Annotated in this window: 17 protein-coding genes; 7 read left to right on the top strand and 10 right to left on the bottom strand. The window is 75.2% G+C overall.

What is annotated here, in order from left to right:
- Positions 1-17: 17 nt before the first annotated feature.
- The 4 genes from OG553_RS31575 to OG553_RS31590 all read right to left on the bottom strand — a co-directional run bounded on the left by OG553_RS31575 (position 18) and on the right by OG553_RS31590 (position 5,707).
- A complete protein-coding gene (locus OG553_RS31575; RefSeq protein WP_405982252.1) occupies positions 18-2,864 on the bottom strand; it encodes a poly(A) polymerase in 2,847 nt (948 codons plus the stop codon).
- On the bottom strand, positions 2,864-4,606 hold the full coding sequence (locus tag OG553_RS31580; protein WP_405982253.1) for an RNA ligase family protein: 1,743 nt from the start codon (positions 4,604-4,606) through the stop codon (positions 2,864-2,866). The genes OG553_RS31575 and OG553_RS31580 overlap by 1 nt, the downstream gene beginning before the upstream one ends.
- A gap of 107 nt (positions 4,607-4,713) precedes the next feature.
- Complete coding sequence (locus OG553_RS31585; RefSeq protein WP_405982254.1) at positions 4,714-5,157, bottom strand: hypothetical protein; 444 nt, start codon at positions 5,155-5,157, stop codon at positions 4,714-4,716.
- Between the two features lie 67 nt (positions 5,158-5,224).
- Positions 5,225-5,707, bottom strand: coding sequence for a hypothetical protein (locus tag OG553_RS31590; protein ID WP_405982255.1), 483 nt, complete (start codon positions 5,705-5,707; stop codon positions 5,225-5,227).
- 254 nt (positions 5,708-5,961) lie between these two features.
- On the opposite strand from OG553_RS31590, the gene OG553_RS31595 reads away from it, so the two are divergent.
- Both OG553_RS31595 and OG553_RS31600 read left to right on the top strand, forming a co-directional pair.
- Positions 5,962-6,969, top strand: coding sequence for an NUDIX domain-containing protein (locus OG553_RS31595; protein WP_405982256.1), 1,008 nt, complete (start codon positions 5,962-5,964; stop codon positions 6,967-6,969).
- 70 nt (positions 6,970-7,039) lie between these two features.
- A complete protein-coding gene (locus OG553_RS31600; RefSeq protein ID WP_405982257.1) occupies positions 7,040-7,546 on the top strand; it encodes an SRPBCC family protein in 507 nt (168 codons plus the stop codon).
- On the opposite strand, the gene OG553_RS31605 is transcribed toward OG553_RS31600, so the two are convergent.
- From OG553_RS31605 to OG553_RS31615, 3 genes are read right to left on the bottom strand one after another with little or no spacing between them, the layout of a single operon-like run.
- On the bottom strand, positions 7,535-8,506 hold the full coding sequence (locus OG553_RS31605; protein ID WP_405982258.1) for an antibiotic biosynthesis monooxygenase: 972 nt from the start codon (positions 8,504-8,506) through the stop codon (positions 7,535-7,537). The genes OG553_RS31600 and OG553_RS31605 overlap by 12 nt on opposite strands.
- The gene (locus OG553_RS31610; protein ID WP_405982259.1) at positions 8,503-11,229 is read right to left on the bottom strand and encodes a molybdopterin-dependent oxidoreductase; all 2,727 of its coding nucleotides are present in this window, start codon (positions 11,227-11,229) and stop codon (positions 8,503-8,505) included. Before OG553_RS31610 ends, OG553_RS31605 begins: the two co-directional genes overlap by 4 nt.
- Positions 11,226-12,053: an FAD binding domain-containing protein gene (locus OG553_RS31615; RefSeq protein ID WP_405982260.1), complete on the bottom strand. Its 828-nt coding sequence runs from the start codon at positions 12,051-12,053 to the stop codon at positions 11,226-11,228. Before OG553_RS31615 ends, OG553_RS31610 begins: the two co-directional genes overlap by 4 nt.
- A gap of 282 nt (positions 12,054-12,335) precedes the next feature.
- Between OG553_RS31615 and OG553_RS31620 the strand changes: the two genes are divergently transcribed.
- The 3 genes from OG553_RS31620 (at position 12,336) to OG553_RS31630 (ending at position 14,802) form a co-directional block, all read left to right on the top strand.
- A complete protein-coding gene (locus OG553_RS31620; RefSeq protein WP_405982261.1) occupies positions 12,336-13,088 on the top strand; it encodes an SDR family oxidoreductase in 753 nt (250 codons plus the stop codon).
- 77 nt (positions 13,089-13,165) lie between these two features.
- Positions 13,166-13,699, top strand: a complete 534-nt coding sequence (locus tag OG553_RS31625; RefSeq protein WP_405982262.1) for a hypothetical protein — start codon at positions 13,166-13,168, stop codon at positions 13,697-13,699.
- 245 nt (positions 13,700-13,944) lie between these two features.
- Positions 13,945-14,802, top strand: a complete 858-nt coding sequence (locus OG553_RS31630; RefSeq protein ID WP_405983195.1) for a class I SAM-dependent methyltransferase — start codon at positions 13,945-13,947, stop codon at positions 14,800-14,802.
- Positions 14,803-14,862: 60 nt separating this feature from the next.
- Here OG553_RS31630 and OG553_RS31635 read toward each other — a convergent pair whose 3' ends face one another.
- Positions 14,863-16,371 carry a DEAD/DEAH box helicase gene (locus OG553_RS31635; RefSeq protein ID WP_405982263.1) on the bottom strand — a complete coding sequence of 503 codons (1,509 nt, stop codon included), beginning with the start codon at positions 16,369-16,371 and terminating at the stop codon, positions 14,863-14,865.
- Between the two features lie 163 nt (positions 16,372-16,534).
- On the bottom strand, positions 16,535-17,032 hold the full coding sequence (locus OG553_RS31640; RefSeq protein WP_405982264.1) for a MarR family winged helix-turn-helix transcriptional regulator: 498 nt from the start codon (positions 17,030-17,032) through the stop codon (positions 16,535-16,537).
- A gap of 90 nt (positions 17,033-17,122) precedes the next feature.
- Between OG553_RS31640 and OG553_RS31645 the strand changes: the two genes are divergently transcribed.
- Positions 17,123-17,500 carry an HGxxPAAW family protein gene (locus OG553_RS31645; protein WP_405982265.1) on the top strand — a complete coding sequence of 126 codons (378 nt, stop codon included), beginning with the start codon at positions 17,123-17,125 and terminating at the stop codon, positions 17,498-17,500.
- 123 nt (positions 17,501-17,623) lie between these two features.
- On the top strand, positions 17,624-17,827 hold the full coding sequence (locus OG553_RS31650; RefSeq protein WP_405982266.1) for a cold-shock protein: 204 nt from the start codon (positions 17,624-17,626) through the stop codon (positions 17,825-17,827).
- Positions 17,828-17,912: 85 nt separating this feature from the next.
- Here OG553_RS31650 and OG553_RS31655 read toward each other — a convergent pair whose 3' ends face one another.
- Positions 17,913-18,125, bottom strand: coding sequence for a ferredoxin (locus tag OG553_RS31655; protein WP_405982267.1), 213 nt, complete (start codon positions 18,123-18,125; stop codon positions 17,913-17,915).
- Between the last annotated feature and the right edge of the window lie 3 nt (positions 18,126-18,128).

Genomic DNA, 18,128 nt, shown 5'->3' on the forward strand with positions numbered 1-18,128 from the left:
GGCCGGGCGCCCGCCCCTCACGGCAGGTCCGGCACCTCGCCCGGGCCCGCCCACCCGACCTCCACCCCCGGCAGGGCCGCCGCCCAGGGCGCGGCGAGCGCCGACAGGGCGGCGGCGTCCGGCGGCGTCCGGCCCAGACCCACCGCGTAGCGGGCCAGGGTCGCGGTCCGCTCGAACGGGCGGGGCCAGGCGTGCGCGTCCGGGAGCCCCGCGAGCAGGGCCCGCAGCCGGCCCCGCGCCCGGCCCAGCCGCTCCTCGAACTCCCCCGCCGCACCGGCCCGTACGGTCACCACCGCCCACGCCGCGTGCCGCCGGTGCAGCGGCGGCGGCGCCGTCAGCCGGCCGAGGCCCTCCGGATCCTCCTCCAGCACCTCCCACGCCCGGTACAGCTCCCGGACCAGCAGGTCCCGCGTCCCCGGCCCCACCTGCGCGGTACAACTGCGCACCGGCGCGCACGGGGTCAGCACCGTGACCGGGTCCGCCGAGGTGCCGCCGCCGTCCGCGGGAAGCAGGGAGACCGGCTCGCTCCAGTCCCAGGCGGCCCAGGTCCCGAAGAACTCCCGCCGCAGCGCGGCGGGGGAGAGGTCCCCGCCCTCCCGGACGGCCGCGCCGACGGTCCGCGCCGCGAGGACCGCCCAGGCCAGCCCCGGCAGCCCCCCGAACGGCGCCGAGTCCAGCCCGCGCGCCCGCGCCCAGGCCTTCACCTCCCGCGCCAGCCCGGCGAAGGCGGCGTGCGCCGCGCCCACGGACTCCCGTACGGCGTGGGCGTCTTCGAGCGCGCTCAGCGCCACCGACGCCGCCTCGCCCAGCTCCGCCCGCCGGGCCACGGCCTCCCCCGGGGCCAGTGCCCCGGAACCGACCACCACCAGGTCCACGTCCAGCCCGGACGCGTGCAGCCGCAGCCCCGGCACCCGGGCGCCCGTCACCTCCCGCAGCCGCCGCGCCCCCGGCAGCGCGGCCGCCACCCGCGCCCGCACCCCGGCGGCGTCCGCCGGACCGGGCACCACGGCCACCAGGTCCAGGTCGGCCCCCGGCAGCGCGCAGCCCATGCGGCGCGAGCCCGCCGTCAGCACCAGCGCCCCGGGCAGCGCCGCCGCGATCCGCGAAGCAACCTCCTGCGCCGCCCCCGGCTCCTCCGCGGGCGCCGCCGGGGCCGCCCCGGGCCGGGGAGCCCGCACCGCACCGGTGCCGAGCTCCACCACCGCCCGCACCCGCATCGGCCCGTCCCCGCGCCGCGACAGCACCGCCAGCTCCCCGACCCGGGCCGTACGCCCGCCCGGCCGGAGCCGCTCGGCGAACTCCCGCTCCGCCCGCCGCGGCTCCGCGCTGCGGCCCAGCGTCAGGTGCGGGGTCCAGCCCTCCGCGCGCCCCCGGCAGCCCGGGAACCGGGCGGCCAGGGCGCGGCGCAGATCCTGCCACGGCGCGTCGCCGTCCGGGCCCGCCGCGGGGTCCAGCCAGAGGGTGGCGTCGTCCCGGTGTCCGAAGGAGTGCACCCCCGCCAGCCGGGCGGTGAACGGCCCGCTGCACGCCGCGGCCTCCGCCAGCAGGGGCAGCGCCTCCTCGAAGGAGGACTCCGGCACGAAGCCGAAGAGCAGGTTCACGTGCGCCGGCCAGCGGTCGACCGCCGGGTCGTGCGCCCGGCGCAGCTCCCCGACCGCCGGGTCGTGGGGCGCCAGCCAGGCCACGGCCGTGCGGGCCGTAGCGGGTACGCCGCAGCGCGCGGCCCCCGTCCCGGCCGCCGCGTCCGGGGCCGCGTACTCCACGGTGGCCTCCACCCCGAAGTGGTCGGAGACGAACAGCCCGTCCGGCCCGGGGGAGTCGCCCCGCAGCCCCGCCGACCGCACCCGGGCGCCGTCGGACGGGCGCAGCAGGATCCGGTCCAGCCGGGCCGCCCGCCCCGTCAGCGAGCCCACCGCCGCCAGCGGATTGACCACGGGGTCGAAGGTCGGGGAGCCGTCACCGGGCCCGTGCACCTCGGTCCAGGCGTCCCGCAGCCCCAGCGCGGCGGCAGGGCCCTCGGTTCCGGAGCGGCCGTCGTTGAAGTCGCCGAGCAGCGCGACCTCGGTTTCGATCCCGCCCAGCCCCTCGGCGAGGCGCGCGAGTTCCCACTCCCGTCGGCCGGCCCCGTCCTCGGTGTGGTCGCTGGTCAGGTGCGTGGCGGCGACGACCAGCGGGCCGCCCGCGGTGTCCACGGTGACGGCGGTGACCGCCTTGTGCGCGCGCAGCGCGTGCAGCCCCGCCTCACGCACCGGCAGCCGGCTCAGCACCAGCAGCCCGTGGTCCGGGACGTCCGTGCCCCGCGGATCGGTGCCCAGGGTGTATCCGGCCCGCACCCACGGCTCGGCCAGCAGCATGGCCAGCAGCGCCGGTTCGACCTCCTGGAGGGCGATCACGTCGGCGTCGGCCACCGCCAGGTCGGCCAGCAGCATCGGCCTGCGCCGGGCGGTGGCGATGCGCGGGGCGTCGTAGCGGTCCCACAGGGTGTTCCAGGTCAGCAGCCGCACGCTCGCCGGCGGGTGCGCGGCCGGCCCGGCCTGCACGGGCCGCCAGCCGTCCGCCGCCGGGTCCCAGGCGTGCGGGGTGCGGGCGGTGAAGAACGGAGCGCCCAGCAGCCGTTGTTCCCGCACCCGCCCGGCCGGCGTCGAGTCGATCCGGTCGACGCCGGTGGCCCGGTCCCACACCAGCTCCCCGTCCGCCTCCACGAACAGCACCCGGTGCCAGGGGATGTCGCCGCCGGGCACGAAGGAGGGCAGCGGTATCCGCTTGGGCGCGGCCCCGCGCTGGAGCAGACCGAGGGTGAACCTGGCCGGGTCGAACCGGGGGTCCCAGCGGACCTGGTGGTAGAGCTGCTCACTGGTGCGCATCAGGCCTCGTCCCCCTCGTCGGCGTCCCGGAGGGAGCCCGTCGTGTCCTCGATGGTGCCGGCCGCCCCGAGGTACCGGGTGCGGTGCGCCCGGCCGGGGTAGGGCGGGCTGAACCGCCGCAGCTGCGCGGCCAGTACGGCCTCCGGCACCGGGTGCGGGCGTACGCCGTTGCGCCGCGCCAGCTCCGCCTCCCCGACCAGCGCCACCACCCGGGTGACCAGTGCGTCGCGGCGCCGCGCGACCGCGCCCGCCAGGCCGCGCTGCTGTTCGGTGAGGGAGGTGGCGTCCCACACCACGGTGCCCCCGGCGGCCAGGGCCCGGTCCAGCCGCTCCAGACCCTCGCGCAGCACCTCGGGGTTGGCCCGCTGGTCGGCGCGGGAGCCCCGGGCCTCGCGCAGGTCGTCCAGACAGACGTACGCGTCCACCCCGGTCAGGCTCCGCGCGTAGCTGCTCTTCCCGCTGCCCGAGGGCCCGCACAGCTGTACCAGGCGCGGGTACGCCGACCCGTCCCGCCAGCGCCAGGTGGCGGCCACCGCCGCCTCGGCCGTGGCGAGCGAGCCCCGCCCGAACGCCTCGCGGGCCTCGGCCCAGCAACGGTCGGCGGCGTCCGCGTCCAGCCCGCCGAGGGCCTCGCGCAGCCCGGCGCGCAGCCCGCCGAGCGGGTCCGGGCCGAGCAGTCCGGCCTCCTCGGCGCAGAGCGCCGACCATTCGGCGCACTCCAGTTCTGCGGGCGCCGCCGGGAGGCCCGCGGCCAGCGCGTGCAGTACCCCGAGGTCGGCGGCCGCCGCCATCCGCACCAGCCCGGCCCGGCGCTCCTCCTCGGGGAAGGGCCGCCGCAGCGCCGGGTACAGCCCGACCAGGTCGGCCACGCGGCGGGCGGTCCGCATCCCGAGGGGTCCCGCCGCGAGCCGCGCCCCGAGGGCGGCCCGGGGCTCCCGGTGCAGGGCGGCGGCCAGTACGCCGGCCAGCCGGGCCTCCCCGGTGCGGCCGGCGCCGTCGATCCGGGCGGTGACCTCGGCGACGGCCCGCTCCGCGACCGCGTCGGCCGGCTCCGGCGTCCCGAGGGCGGCGAGCAGCCCGGCCGGGTCCGGTTCGGAGCCGGAGCGGACGGCCCACAGCGGCGCGGCCGGGCCGAGGCCGTTGGGGACGACGGGCGCGTACATCCAGTGCGTGTCGGTCTGCACGTGCCCGCCCCGCACCCACTTGGCCACGTACCGCCCGAAGTCGGCGCGGTCGAAGCCGGCCGTCGTCCGTACGACGTAGCCCTCCTGGCGGGCGGTGTCCACCCGCAGCCGGCGCAGGGCCCGTTCGTCGTAGACCCCGCGCCACAGGACGCGCGGAGCGGGAACGCCGAGCCGGCCGAGGAAGCGCAGGGTGCGGTCCCAGTCGAGGCAGTGGTCGCCGTCCCACACCGAGAACCCGTAGAACCAGCTGTCGAGTTCGCCGTAGGCGAGGGAGTGGCGGGCGTACAGGTTCTCCCCGCAGACCCGCCAACCCGCCGGTATCTGCGCGCCGATGCGGCCCTGGAGGCCCTTGACCCAGGCGCGGGAGGGGTGGTGGGCGGAGTCGAGGGAGCGGGCGTGCAGCCCGTCCGCGTACAGGGTGGTGTTCTCCCCGTCGAGCTTCTCGGTGACGACCACCTCGCGCCCGGCCAGCGCCGAGGTCCCGCCGGCGCGCACGTCGTCGGCCGTGGCACCGGGGGACCACGGCAGGTGCGCCGTGCGGGGGTAGTGCGTACGCATGTCGGTCTCCGGATCGGGTGACGGGGGGCCAGGTCACTCTAGGTATCCGGAGGTGGGGCATCCACCGGATTACGGGCCCGGTCCACGGGCGGGTGCCCGCGGGCCGGTCAGGTCGTCGTCCCCCCGGTGAGCCGCACGCGGGCGAGGCCGTCCTCCTCGGGGCCGATCTCGACGCTGACGTGGTCCGCGAGGTCGTGGCCCCCGTCGCCGGTGACCTGGGGGTGCGCGCAGGCGTCGGCGGCCGCGCAGCCGTGGCGGACCTCGGCCCCCGGGTAGGAGGAGCGCAGCCACGCCTCGGCCTCGGCCCGCGGGATCCGGAAGTCCACGGTGTACCAGGTGGTCTGCCACTGGCCGCCGGTGCAGCGCTCCTCGCGGGCTTCTTCGGGCAGGCCCTCGGCCTGGAGGAAGCGGACGGCCTCGGCGCAGGGCACGGGTGCCCTGCCGGTCATCTGGAGGTCGGCCTGGTGGAGGAACCGGCCGACGAGCAGGAGCAGGGCGAGCGGCGCGGCGATCGCGAGGGCGGTCGCGGCCTTCTTGCGGCGGGTGGACAAGGGAACTCCCCGAACGATGATCATTGAACATGTTCAAGGATGTCTGGAGGGTCCGATCGGTTCCCGGTCAGCGGCACATGGCGACGATGGCCGGGTCCACCACCCCGTGGGCGGCCTCGCACAGGTGACGCATGTCGTACGAGCGCTGCGGCGCGGGCCGGGGTGCGGGGCGCGCCGGCTGCCGCTTGCGGGGCTTCGGTGCGGGGGCGGGCGCGCGGCGCGCCGGGCGGGCGGGCCGGTCGGCGGAGGCGCGGTGCGGCGGGTGGTCGTCGGAGCGGGGCTCGGGCCGGTGCGGGGCGACCGGCGGCGGCGCTTGTGCCGGCGGCGCGGGGGCGGCCGCCCCGGCGGGCGGCGCGGTCGTCTCCTCCGGCTCCGGGGCGGGCCCCAGCGGCAGGGCCTCCACGGCCGGCTGCCGGGGCGCCCACGCGGTCCGGTCCGGCGCGGGCGCGGGCGTCCGGTCCGGCGCCCGGACCGTCACGCATCCGGTGGCCCCCACCAGCACGGCGAGCAGCAGGGACAGGGACGGCGGCAGGGCCCGGCGCGACGGCATCCGCCCACCCTGCCGCAAACGGGCACCCGCGGTCGCGCCCGCTCACACGGACGGGTGAGCGTACGTGGTCGGACCAGCCGCTTTCACACCACCGGTCCGCAGGACGGACCGTAGCAAGATCGACATAACGCGGCAATAAGCAGGTATGGCGCAGGTAAAGGAGAACCGTCGTGAGCCGGGGGAACCGCCGTAACCAGGCGGCCCGGCCCGCTGTTGCACAGGCGGCTGGTCCACCCACGGTGAACGGAGTACCGATGCCGCAGTTGACCGACGACCCCGGACGCGCGGGCACCTGGATGACCCCGGCGGAGTACGGGGCCTCGCGCGCCGCCCTCTGGACCGGAGCGACCGTCCTCGTCACCGACCCCGACGGGCGGGTCCTGGTCCAGACCGTCGACTACCGCCCCGACCGGCTGCTCCCCGGCGGCGCGGTGGACGCCGGGGAGTCGCCCGCGGCGGCCGCGGCCCGCGAGATGCGCGAGGAGCTCGGCGTCGAGGGCCACTACCCGCGCGGGCTCGCCGTCGACTGGATCCCCGCCGACGTGCCCGGGATCCCGCCCGAGATGCGCTTCCCCGGCGAGATCCTGCACGTCTACGACGGCGGCACCTGGACCCCCGAGCGCATCCGGTCCGTCCGCCTGCCCGCCCAGGAGGTCACCGGCATCGACTTCGCCGAGCCCGCCGACCTGCCCGCCCTGATGGACCCCGGAGACGCCCGCCGCGCCCTGTCCGCCCTCCGCGCCCGGATCAACGGCTCCGGCCCCGCCCTGCTGGAGGACGGCCGCCCCACCACCCCCACCGCCCTCGACCGCCTCGGGGTCCTGCGCAGCCGGCGCACCCCCCAGCACGGCACCTGGCACCCCGGACCCGTCCCCGCCCACCTGCCCGTACGGGACCACGCCGGCTGGCTCTTCGCCCCCGACGGGCGGGTACTGCTGCTGGTGGCCCGCGCCACCGGCGCCGCGCACCTGCCCGGCCCCCGGGCGGAGCCCGCCGTCGGGGCGCTGCCGCTCGGCTACCGCTACGCCGACCGGGGCGCCCTTGCCCGTACCGCGGCCCGGCTCACCTCCGTGTCCCCGGCCGCGGACCCCGCGTACGCCCGGCTGCTGGCCACCCCCGAGCAGGTGCGGGAACTCAGCGACTGGGGCCCGGCCGGCCGGGACGAGCTCGCCGCCGTGCACGCGGCCCGCGCCCAGCTCGGCCTGCCCGCGCCGCTGCGCACCCCGCCCGTGGAGCTCCCGGAGCAGGGGCTGCGCTGGTGAGGGCCCCGGCCGGCCCAAGCCCGGCCCGCCAATGCCGGGCGCGCGGCGGCCGGTCCCGCAGCATGGGGCCATGACCGACAGCGTGATCGACTACACCGTGTACATCCAGGCCGACCCCGCCCGGGTCTGGCAGGCCCTCACCGACCCGGCGTACACCCGCCGCTACTGGGGCCTGACCTTCGACACGGACTGGGCGGTGGGCTCCACGATGGACTGGGTCGAGCGCGGCGCCCGCACCAGCGATCCCGAGCAGGTGGTGCTCGACTGCGTCCCCGACCGGCGGCTCTCCTACACCTGGCACACCTTCAGCACCCAGTGGGCGGCCTCCGCCGGGATCGCCGAGGAGCTGCGGGCCGAGCTGGCGGGCGAGCCGCGCACGAGGGTGACGTACGAGATCGAGCCGGTCGGGGACACCCTCGCCCGGCTCACCGTCCGCCACGAGGGGTTCACCCCGGGCGGCACCCTCATCGGCATGTGCTCCGGCGCCTGGCCGATGCTGGTCTCCAGCATCAAGACCCTGCTGGAGACCGGCGCGCCGCTGCCCGAACCGGGACCGGGCCCCGGTTCACGGCAGTGACCAGAACCGGGTCGTCACCAGGTAGAACACGATCACCCAGAACGCCATCAGCGCCACGACGGTCCCGACGCCGAGGAGGTTGGTCCGGGCGGGGGACTCGTTCGCGGCGGGCCGCAGCCACCGCCCTAGCAGCGGGTTCACGTAATGCGGCATCGTCACGAAGCTCATGATGAAGCTGGACAGCAGGTTGCCCACCAGCAGTCCGAGCCACAGCGGCATCCCCAGCGGGTGCAGGGCGAGCGTCAGCAGCACCACCGTCGGGTACAGGCCGACCCACACCGCGACGGAGGTCTTCGTCTCCGAGGGCGGCGGGGCCTCCTTGCCGTTCTCCGCGAAGGCGAACCAGCTGCCGAAGGAGTTGTCGATGGTGCGCAGCTTGAACTCGTTGAACTTCCTGCCCTCGGCGAGCACCTCCTGCCGCTTCTCCGAGGTCAGCCAGGCGTCTAGGTGCTCGGCGTTGTCGTAGCGGTACAGGGTGGTCCACTCCTCCTGGAGGCCCTCCACCGGCCGGAACACCTCGCTGCCCCGGTAGCCCTCGAACTTGCTCTCCTCGTGGCTCATGCGGCGCTGCCAGGCGAGGAAGTCGCCGACCTGGTCCGGGTGGACGCGGTGGGTGACCACGACGGTCACCAGCGGGTCGGTCGGCTGCGAGCCGCCGCTGATGACCTGCTGGGTCGCGGGTCCGTCGAAGTACTTCGCGCCGACGTCCAGGAGCCGCTGCCGGGTCGCCCCGTTCATCCACGCCTGGAGGTGCGCGATGGAGTCGAACCGGTAGACGACCACCCAGTCGGGCTGGAGCGCCGTCGGCGGGGACACCTCGGCACCGAGGTGCCCGGGGTAGTCCGCGGCGGCGGTGTTGACCCTGTACTGCCACTTCTCGTACTCCCGCTCCCTGCCGGGCAGCACCTTCCGGCAGATGATCACCGTGGCGGAGGCGTCCGCGTGCGCGCCGGTGCTCATCGTCTCGGACCCGTCGGCGCCGCACTGCTCTCACCCAGCCGGCTGTAGATCCGCTCGGGGGTCAGCGGCAGTTCGCGGAAGCGGACCCCGGTGGCGTCGCGCAGCGCGTTCGCCAGCGCCGGGGCCACCGGGTTGATGCAGCACTCCGCCATCCCCTTCGAGTGCATCGCCCCGACCGAGTCCGCCGAGCCCACGAACAGCACCTCGGTGCGCGGGGCGTCGGCGTAGGTGGGGATGCGGTAGTTGCGCAGGTTCGGGTTGGTCATGGCGCCGTCGGCGTCGACCATGTAGTTCTCGGTCAGCGCGAACCCGATGCCCTGGGTGACGCCGCCGTCGACCTGGCCCCGGACCTGCTCGGGGTTGATCAGCACCCCGGCGTCGGCCGCCTGCACGCTGTAGAGGATCCGGATCTCGCCCGTCACCGGGTGCACGGCGATCCGGAACCCGTGGGTGTTGGAGGTGACGCTGCGCGGCGAGCCGTACGCCTTGCGGGCCGCCGTGAACCGGATGCCGCGCGCCCGGGCCAGGGCGACGAGCTCGGCCAGCGGGACGCGGTCGTCGCCGCAGACGACGTGGTCGTCCTCCATCGTGCACATGACCACGTGGACCCCGGTGTGCGCGGCGGCGAACTCCACGATCCGGTCGCGCACCGCGTTGGCCGCCCGCAGGACCGCGTTCCCCGCGACGAACAAGCCGGCACTGGCGAAGGCGCCCGTGTCGAACCCGGTGCGGTCGGTGTCGGACTGCACCAGGCGGATCCGCGACGGCGTCGTGCCCAGCTGGTTGGCCGCGATCTGGACGTGCGCGGTCGAGGTGCCCTCCCCGAACTCGACCGTCCCGACGGCCAGTTCGTACACGAGGTCGTCGCCGAGGGTGATCCAGGCCTCGGAGACGTGCTCGGTCGGGGGAGCCGTCTCGTGCAGCGAACTCGCCACACCGGTCCCGACGAGCCACCCGGGGCCGGGCGCGGGCTGGTCGGCCGTACGTGCCAGGGCGCCGGCCACCAGGTCGATGCACCTGCCGAGCCCGTCCTCGTTGAACATCACGTCGTCCGGGCCGTCGTGCATCGCGACGAGCGGGTCGCCGGGCCGCACGATGTTGCGCCGCCGCAGCTCCAGCGGATCCATGTGCAGGGCCAGCGCCAGCTCGTCCATCGCCGACTCGACGGCGAACGCCGGCTGGGTCATCCCGTAGCCGCGCAGCGCCCCGCTGGGGACGGTGTTGGTGTAGACGGAGTAGGCGTCGTACTTCTTGTTGGGGCAGCGGTACACCATGACGGCGGCGCCGCCCGCGTACAGGGTCTCGCCGCCGTGGTTGCCGTACGCGCCGGTGTCGGACATGTTGCGCACCTGGAGGGCGGTCAGGGTGCCGTCGGCCTTCGCGCCGAGCCGGACCGTCAGCTTCATCGGGTGCCGGGGCGAGGCGGTGGTGAACTCCTCCTCGCGCGTGAACTCGTAGCAGACGGGACGTCCGGTGTCGATCGCGGCCAGCGCCGCCAGGTCCTCCGAGATGACCTCCTGCTTGCCGCCGAACCCGCCGCCGACGCGCTTGCAGAACACCCGCAGCTGGTCGGGGCGGAGCGCGAACAGGTAGGCCAGCTTGACCTTCGCGATCGAGGGGGACTGGGAGCTGGTGCGGACGATCAGCCGGCCGTCCTCCATCCACGCGATGGAACCGTGGGTCTCCAGGTGGGCGTGCTGGACGCGCGGTGAGGAGTACGTGCCCTCGTGGACGACGTCGGCCGCCGCGAACCCGGCTTCGACGTCCCCGATGTGCGAATGGATCTCCAGCAGCAGGTTGTGGACGCTGTCGCGGACGAACGGGTCCTCCGAGCCGTGCAGCTGGGGCGCCCCGTCGGCCATGGCCTCCTCGGGGTCGAACACGGCCGGCAGCACCTCGTACTCCACGGCCACCTTGCGGCAGCCCTCCTCCGCCGCGCCGGGCGTCTCGGCCAGGACGGCCACGACGCGCTGGCCGACGAACCGGACGGTGTCGTCGAGGATGTACGTGTCGTCCGGATCGACGAGGTGGTCGGTGTGGATCGCCGTGGTGAACCGCCTCCGGGGGACGTCCTCCCACGTGTAGACGCGGAGCACGCCGGGCACCGCGAGCGCGGCGCTCCTGTCGACGGAGACGATCCGGGCGTGGGCGTGCGGCGAGTGCAGCACCTTGAGGTGCAGCATGCCCTCCATGCGGGTGTCCATCGTGAACTCGGCGCGCCCGGTCACCACGTCCTCGGCCGCCGGGGCGCCGACGCTGGTCCCGACCGCCCTGCCCGGCGCGGCCGTCTCCACGTGCGCGACGCCCTTCACCGCGTCCTCGATCGCCCGGTAGCCCGTGCAGCGGCACAGGTTGCCCTTGAGGGCCCTGGGCAGGTCGGCCTTCTGGGCCTCGGTGAAGGCGGCCGAGGTCATGATCATCCCGGCGGTGCAGAAGCCGCACTGGAAGCCCGGGGCGTCGCGGAACCGCCGCTGGACCGGGTGCAGGTCGCCCGGTGATCCGAGCCCCTCGATCGTGGTCACCGCACGGCCTTCCGCGCGGAACGCGGGGGTGATGCAGCTGTGCACGGGGACGCCGTCCAGCCACACCGTGCAGGCGCCGCAGTCGCCGGCGTCGCAGCCCTTCTTCACGCCGAAGTGGCCGAGGGAGCGCAGGAAGGTGCGCAGGCACTGTCCGGGAGCGGGCTCCTGCCCGAAGTCCCTGCCGTTGACGAGGTAGGTCATGCCGGGCCCCCGGTGAGGAGTTCGCGCCGGATCTCTTCGGCGAAGTGCCGGGTCAGGTGCCTACGGTGGTCGGGGGTCCCGTTGGGGTCGGCGAACCAGACGTCGGCGGGGATGGCGTCGATGCTCTGCCGCAGGGTCAGGGCGTCGGGCATGTGGTCGAAGGCGAACCGCACCGGGCGGGTGGTGCCCGCGGTCACGGTGAGCAGCAGGTTGTCCGTTCCGGGGGAGTGCGTACCGATCAGGAACACCGTCGAGCGGCCCAGCCGGGTCAGCGTGAAGCGGCGGTGCGCGGCGCGCTTGCCGAGGGCGTGCGCCGGGACGTCGATCCGGCGGAGCAGCTCTCCGGGGGCGAGGACGTTGCGGTTGTTGCCGGTCACGAAGTCGAGGGCGTCGACGGTGCGCACGGAGCCGTCGGCGGCCCACAGCTCGTAGCGGGCCTCCAGGGCGACCGTGAGCGTGATCATCGGGCCGGCCGGGAGGGACATGCAGATGTTGCCGCCGACGGTGGCGGCGTTCCAGACCTTGAACGACGACAGGAACGCCTCGCAGGCCGTCTGTACCAGCCCGCCCGCGGTCCACTCGGGCGGCGGCCGGAACGCGTACAGCTCGCGGACGGTGCAGGTCGCGCCGATCTCCAGGCCCGCGTCACCGGGGACGAGGGTCTCCCAGGGCAGTGCCGTCAGGTCGATCAGGCGCCGCAGGTGCGGCTGCTCCGCGGAGAACAGCCACGTCCCGCCGGCGAGCCAGGCGTCGCCCTCGCGCCATTCCCGGCCCGGTGTGCCGGAGGGGCGGCGGACGACTTCGGTGATGGTGTTGAGATCCATGGGGACCGGCTCTCCCTCGGGACGGAGATCGCGGACGTTCACCCGCGGGGCCGGTCGGCCGCGGCGTCGGCGTTCGGACGCCGTGGCCGGAGGTACCCGGGACCGGGACGGCGGCCGGCGGACGCGGAGATCCTTTTTCAGGATAGGGCGGTGGGGACGGCCCCGCCATGCCGGCCGGTCACACCGCCCGGAGCCCCCGTGACGGGTGTGCCCCGGCCGGAATTTCTTGATCGCCGGCCAGGTTCGTGTGTATCGACCACACAACCAGGAGGCCTGACAGGCATGACACTTGAAAACCACCGCGTCGTCATCACCGCGGCCGGCCGCGACTTCGGGCGCACCCTCGCCCTCAGCTTCGCCGCACGGGGCGCCGAAGTGCACCTGTCGGCGCGCACCGCGGAAGCCGCCGAGCGGGTCCGCGAGGAGATCATCGCCCAGGGCCACGACGCCGCCCGGATCCACGCCTACGCCTGCGACCTCACGGAGCCCGCCTCCGTACGCGGCTTCGCCGCGGCCGTCACCGCCCGCGCCGGGCACATAGACGTCCTGGTCAACAACGGCTCCCGCTACCAGCACGGGACGGACCTGCTCTCCGCCTCCGACGAGGACGTCGTCGACACCCTCGCCTCCGGCGCCACCGGCACCGTCCTGGCGACCAAGGCCTTCCTCCCGCTGCTCCTGAACTCGCGGAAGCCGGACATCGTGACCATGGTCTCCAGCTGCGGCGAGACCGGGAACCACCGATCCGACGCCCATGACGCCTTCTACGCGGCCAAGAGCGCCCAGGCCGGGTTCACCGAGAGCCTCTCCCGCCGGCTGCGCGGCCGGGGCGTCCGAGTGATCTCCCTCTACCCCCCGGACTTCGCCAACCACGACCCGCTGTCGCCCGCCTGGGAGGAGGCCCCGCGCACCGCGCAGGACCCGCTCACCGCCCAGTCCCTGGTGGACTGCGTCTTCTTCGCCATCGGCCAGCCCCGGGACTGCTTCATCAAGTCCTTCTACTTCGAGCAGACCGGCACCGAGCTGGCCCACTGACCCCGCCCCGCCTCCACCCCGCTTCCACCCCACCCCCGCCCCGGGCCCGCGCGGGGCGGTCGTGTGGAATGGGTGCCATGGGGAGCCCAGGACAGCAGACACGCCGCGCGCCGGCGGCCGGCCCGACGACCGCGGCCCGGCCGCCGGAGCAGGCCGTCGCCACCGACCGGTGGCGGTACGCCCGCCACCTCGACCGGCTCGCCGCCGCCGGGGCCGCCGGCGTGGCGGGCGAGGCCGAGGTGGTGGCCGAGGTGCTGCGCGACCGCGACCCGGTGATGGCGCAGAGCGCGGTCGTGACCCACCTGGACCGCCGCGCCGTACGGCTGCCCCAGGGCGCCGCCTTCCACGACTGGGCCCGCGCCCTGCACGGCGTACTCGACGGCCACGCGTTCCCGGCCCGGCGGCTGCGCGAGTGGACCCTGCTGAAGGCCGTCGAGGCGGGCGGGGAGTGGTCCCGCGCGGAACTGGCCGCCGCCTCCGACTGGTGCCAGCGCACCGCGGCGCAGCCCTCCGCCCCGGACGAGGCACTGGCCCTGCTGGCCGCCTCCGGGCGGACCCGGCGCGTGCGCAACGCCGCCGCGCGGATCCTGGACCGGCGCGCCACCTCCTGATCCGGGAGGTCCGGGAGAAACGGAAGGTCCGGGACCGTTCCCGGACGATCAAGCGAACGAGTTCTCGCCATAAGGCTGTTCGGGGGTTTAGGGTCTGCATACCCTGCCGGGTGTCAGAGCTGGACCGCTGCCGTTCCGCTGGAGGATGACTCTCCGTGTCGCACGTTTCGCAGGCCCCCGTCACCACCCCCGACGCCGGGTCGCCCGAACCGCCCGCCCCGCCCGCGCCGAAGGCGTTCAGCGAGGTGGAAGGCTGGTTCTCGGCGTATGACCAGGTCCTCTTCGACTGGTTCCTGACCCGCCAGAACGAGGCCGCACCGGTGGCCGGTGACATCCTGGAACTGGGCGCCTTCATGGGCAAGAGCGCGATCTTCCTCGCCGGGTACCTCCGCGCGGGCGAGGCGTTCACGGTCTGCGACCTCTTCGACTCGCCGGCCCCCGACGACTCCAACGTCGAGGAGGTGCGGGACTCGTACCCCACCCTCACCCGACGCGGTTTCGAGACGAACTTCCTCGCCTTCCACGAGGCGCTGCCGACCGTCATCCAGGCCCCGACCTCCGTCGTGGCCGAGAAGGTCCGCCCCGGGAGCTGCCGCTTCGTCCACGTCGACGCCTCCCACCTCCACGAGCACGTCGCGACGGACATAGCCTCCTCGCGGATCGTCGCCGCCCCCGACGCCGTGGTCGTCTTCGACGACTACCGCTCCGCCCACTGCCCCGGCGTCGCCGCCGCCGTCTGGGCCGCCGTGGCCACCGGCGACCTGCACCCGATCGCCGTGTCCGCCTCGAAGCTGTACGCGACCTGGGGCGACCCGGCGCCCTGGCAGGAGGCGCTGCGCGGCTGGCTGGAGGGCCGCACCGACCTGTGGCACGGCGTGGACGTCGTCCACGGCGAGCCGCTCGTCCGCATCGGCGACGAGGGCGTGTCCGCGCCGCCCGCCCCGAAGCTGCTGAACCCGCCGGCCCCCGAGCCCGCCCCGGCCCGTCCGGCACCGAAGCCCGCGCCCCGGCCGGGCGTGCGCTGGCGCAGGCTGGCCAAGGACCTCCTCCCGCCCGTGGTCACCCGCGCCATAGTGGCCCGGCGGCGCCGCGCCCGGGCCTGACCCGGACACCGGCCGCCCGGTGTCCGGCGGGCATCCCCGCCGGACACCCGGTCCCGGGTCTCAGAGGCCCTTGCGGACCCGGGCCGCGCGGCGGGCCTCGGCGGCCTGCCGCGCCTCGATGGTCTTGCGGGACTCCTTGCCCCGGCCCGTCCGGCCCGGACGGGTGCCCAGACCCCGGAAGCCCAGTTCCGTGCCGCTCGGGCGGCCCTTGGCGTCGGTGGGCAGGGCCCCGGACAACGGGACGCCGGAGGGCTTGCGCGCGCCGGTGATCCGGCTCAGCGCGGCCTCGCCGGAGCGCACCTGGGTGATGGTGGGCCGGATCTTCGCGTCCGCCATCAGGCGCACCATGTCGCGCCGCTGGTTGGGGGTGACCAGGGTGACCACCTTGCCGGACTCGCCCGCCCGCGCGGTGCGGCCGCCGCGGTGGAGGTAGTCCTTGCTGTCCGCCGGCGGGTCCACGTTGACCACGAGGTCGAGGTCGTCGATGTGGATGCCCCGGGCGGCCACGTTCGTCGCGACCAGGACCGTGATCAGGCCGTCCTTGAACTGGCCCAGGGTCTTGGTGCGCTGCGGCTGGGACTTGCCGCTGTGCAGCCCCTCGGCCCGTACGCCCATGGCCCGCAGGTGCTTCACGAACTGGTCCACGCCGTGCTTGGTGTCCAGGAACATGATCACGCGGCCCTCGCGGGCCGCGATCTCGGTCGCCGCCGACACCTTGTCCGCCGAGTGGATGTGCAGCACGTGGTGGTCCATCGTGCCGACCGACGCCGACTGCGGGTCCACGGAGTGCGAGACCGGGTCCTTCAGGTACGTGCGCACGAGCTGGTCGACGTTGCGGTCCAGGGTGGCCGAGAACAGCATCCGCTGCCCCGCGTGGTGCACCTGGTCCAGGATCTCCGTGACCTGCGGCATGAAGCCCAGGTCGCACATCTGGTCGGCCTCGTCCAGCACCGTGATCCGTACCCGCTCCAGGTGCACGTCACGCCGTCCGACCAGGTCGCTCAGGCGGCCGGGCGTGGCGACGACGACCTCCGCGCCGGTGCGCAGGGCGCTGGTCTGGCGGCCGATGGAGAGCCCGCCGACGACGGTGGCCATGCGCAGCTTCAGGGCCTGCGCGTAGGGGGTCAGCGCCTCGCTCACCTGCTGCGCCAGTTCGCGCGTGGGTACGAGGACCAGGGCGAGCGGCCGCTTGGGGTCGGCCTTCTGCCCGGCCGTGCGGGCCAGCAGGGCCAGGCCGAAGGCGAGGGTCTTGCCGGAACCGGTACGGCCGCGGCCGAGGATGTCCCGTCCCGCGAGGGAGTTGGGCAGGGTGGCCGCCTGGATCGGGAAGGGCTCCCGCACCTCCTGCTCGGCCAGGGTCCTCACCAGCTCGGCGGGCAGCCCGAGTTCGTCGAACGAGGCCACCGGGGGCAGTGCCGGGGTGCTGGTCCGCGGCATGGCGAACTCACCCTGCGGACCGAGGGTCCGGGGGGCCTTGCCGGCTCCCTTGGCGCCCTTGGCCCCCGGCTTGGAGCCTGCCTTCGCCCCGGCCTTGATCCCGAAACGCCCGTGAGCCGACGGGTTCTTCATGCAGAACCTTCCATGAGGAGAGTGAGGCGGGCGGGGCCGTGGCCGGCGGAACGGCGACGAGCCGGGGTCCGCACCCTTCGGTACGGTCCCCGGCTCGTCGTACGCGTCCGCACCGGGCGCCAGCGCCCCGCGCCTCAAGTTTCCCGGCCATTTTACCAGCCGGTCACCGGCCGGGCCTGGGGTCGAGTTCCCCGGAGCGCACCTGGGCGAGGTGGGCCCGCATCTCGACCGCCGCCCGGCCGAACCAGTCGGCGATCACGGCGATCTCGTCGGGGGTGTACTCGGCGAAAACCCTGCCGAGCCGGTCGTAGAAGGGCTGGTAGGTGGCGATGACCCGGGCGGCGGCCTCGGGGTCGGCGACCACCCGCACCCGTCGGCGGTCGGCCGGATCGGGCTGCCGGCGGGCGTACCCGGCCTTCTCCAGCCGGTTGAGCACACCGGTCACGGCGCCGGTGGTGAGGTTCACCAGCCCGGCGAGGTCGCCGGCGGAGAGGGGGTTGTCGCAGGCGGCCAGGATGTGGGCGAGGCAGGTCAGGTCGGTGACGTTGATCCCCAGGAGCTGGGCCACCTCCTGCTGGCCGACGAGGCCGAGCGCCACGTACTGGTCCATGCGTGCGATCGCCTCCGCGGCCGTCGCCGCTGGGCGGTGCTTGCCGTGCACCCACACTCTCCTTAGTATCTAAGTTACTTAGCTCGTGAGATAAATGATCCTGCTCCGAGCGTACTGCCGCCTGCCCATCGAGGGGGAATCATGAGTGCCCACGGAGACGTCGACCTCGGCCACACCGTGGCCGGCTGGACCGGAACCGCCCTGGCCCTGCTGGGCTGCACCGGAGCGGGGGCCGCCCTGTGCGCGGCCTGGACACCGGGCATCTGGCTGGGCCTCGGCCTGGTCGTGGCGGCGGGACTCGTCACCTGGCTGCTCCACCTCGCCGGCTGGGGCAAGCCGAGCGGGCCCCGCCCGCGCGGGCAGTGGGACTGGCGCGTCCGGGACACCGCGGCCCGGACGGGACACGCCGACTGCCTGGGCTGCCGGGCGAGCGGCCCGCGCCGCGCGGCGGCGTCCGCGGCCCGCCCGGCCGTCGCCGCCCGTACCACCGACCCGCTGCCCGCCGTCGACGCCTCCTAGGCCCGGGCCCTCTTCCACCCCGGTTGGCCGCGTCCGGCGTGTGGCGGGCGGGACGGGTGGGCAGTATCGAGACGGCCGCGCGCGCGTGCGGCCCGAGCGGAACGTTGAGAAGGATCGGCAGCAATGGCAACTGGCACCGTGAAGTGGTTCAACTCGGAGAAGGGGTTCGGCTTCATCGCGCAGGACAACGGCGGCCCCGACGTGTTCGTGCACTTCTCCGCCATCCAGGGGACCGGCTTCAAGTCCCTGGAGGAGAACGACCAGGTCTCCTACGACGTCACCCAGGGGCCCAAGGGTCCGCAGGCGGAGAACGTGGTCCGTCAGTAGCGCCGGCCGCCCCGCGGTGCCCGTCGCCGGGAGCCCCCGCCGGACGCCGGTGGGGGCTCCCGCACGACCGGGCCGGGGAACCCGCTCAGTCGGCCGGGCCCTCGCCGGCCTCCCGTACGGTGATCGCCGAGACCGGACAGGCGCGCGCCGCCTCCCGGACCAGCGGGCTGCCGTGGCCGTCCTCGCGGCCCGCGAGCACCTCGCTGAAGCCGTCGTCGTCCTGGGTGAAGATCCGCGGCGCGGTCAGCACGCACTGGCCGGCGCCGATGCAGACGTCCCGGTCCACGGAGATCCGCACGCC

This window comes from Streptomyces sp. NBC_00158 (assembly GCF_045160885.1).
In the GTDB taxonomy this organism is placed as follows: domain Bacteria; phylum Actinomycetota; class Actinomycetes; order Streptomycetales; family Streptomycetaceae; genus Streptomyces.

Excerpts from the sequence above, each read along its gene's own strand:
- OG553_RS31575 (WP_405982252.1), bottom strand. The coding sequence starts at position 2,864 with ATGCGCACCAGTGAGCAGCTCTACCACCAGGTCCGCTGGGACCCCCGG.
- OG553_RS31580 (WP_405982253.1), bottom strand. The coding sequence starts at position 4,606 with ATGCGTACGCACTACCCCCGCACGGCGCACCTGCCGTGGTCCCCCGGT.
- OG553_RS31590 (WP_405982255.1), bottom strand. The coding sequence starts at position 5,707 with ATGCCGTCGCGCCGGGCCCTGCCGCCGTCCCTGTCCCTGCTGCTCGCC.
- OG553_RS31595 (WP_405982256.1), top strand. The coding sequence starts at position 5,962 with ATGCCGCAGTTGACCGACGACCCCGGACGCGCGGGCACCTGGATGACC.
- OG553_RS31600 (WP_405982257.1), top strand. The coding sequence starts at position 7,040 with ATGACCGACAGCGTGATCGACTACACCGTGTACATCCAGGCCGACCCC.
- OG553_RS31605 (WP_405982258.1), bottom strand. The coding sequence starts at position 8,506 with ATGAGCACCGGCGCGCACGCGGACGCCTCCGCCACGGTGATCATCTGC.
- OG553_RS31610 (WP_405982259.1), bottom strand. The coding sequence starts at position 11,229 with ATGACCTACCTCGTCAACGGCAGGGACTTCGGGCAGGAGCCCGCTCCC.
- OG553_RS31615 (WP_405982260.1), bottom strand. The coding sequence starts at position 12,053 with ATGGATCTCAACACCATCACCGAAGTCGTCCGCCGCCCCTCCGGCACA.
- OG553_RS31620 (WP_405982261.1), top strand. The coding sequence starts at position 12,336 with ATGACACTTGAAAACCACCGCGTCGTCATCACCGCGGCCGGCCGCGAC.
- OG553_RS31625 (WP_405982262.1), top strand. The coding sequence starts at position 13,166 with ATGGGGAGCCCAGGACAGCAGACACGCCGCGCGCCGGCGGCCGGCCCG.
- OG553_RS31635 (WP_405982263.1), bottom strand. The coding sequence starts at position 16,371 with ATGAAGAACCCGTCGGCTCACGGGCGTTTCGGGATCAAGGCCGGGGCG.
- OG553_RS31645 (WP_405982265.1), top strand. The coding sequence starts at position 17,123 with ATGAGTGCCCACGGAGACGTCGACCTCGGCCACACCGTGGCCGGCTGG.
- OG553_RS31650 (WP_405982266.1), top strand. The coding sequence starts at position 17,624 with ATGGCAACTGGCACCGTGAAGTGGTTCAACTCGGAGAAGGGGTTCGGC.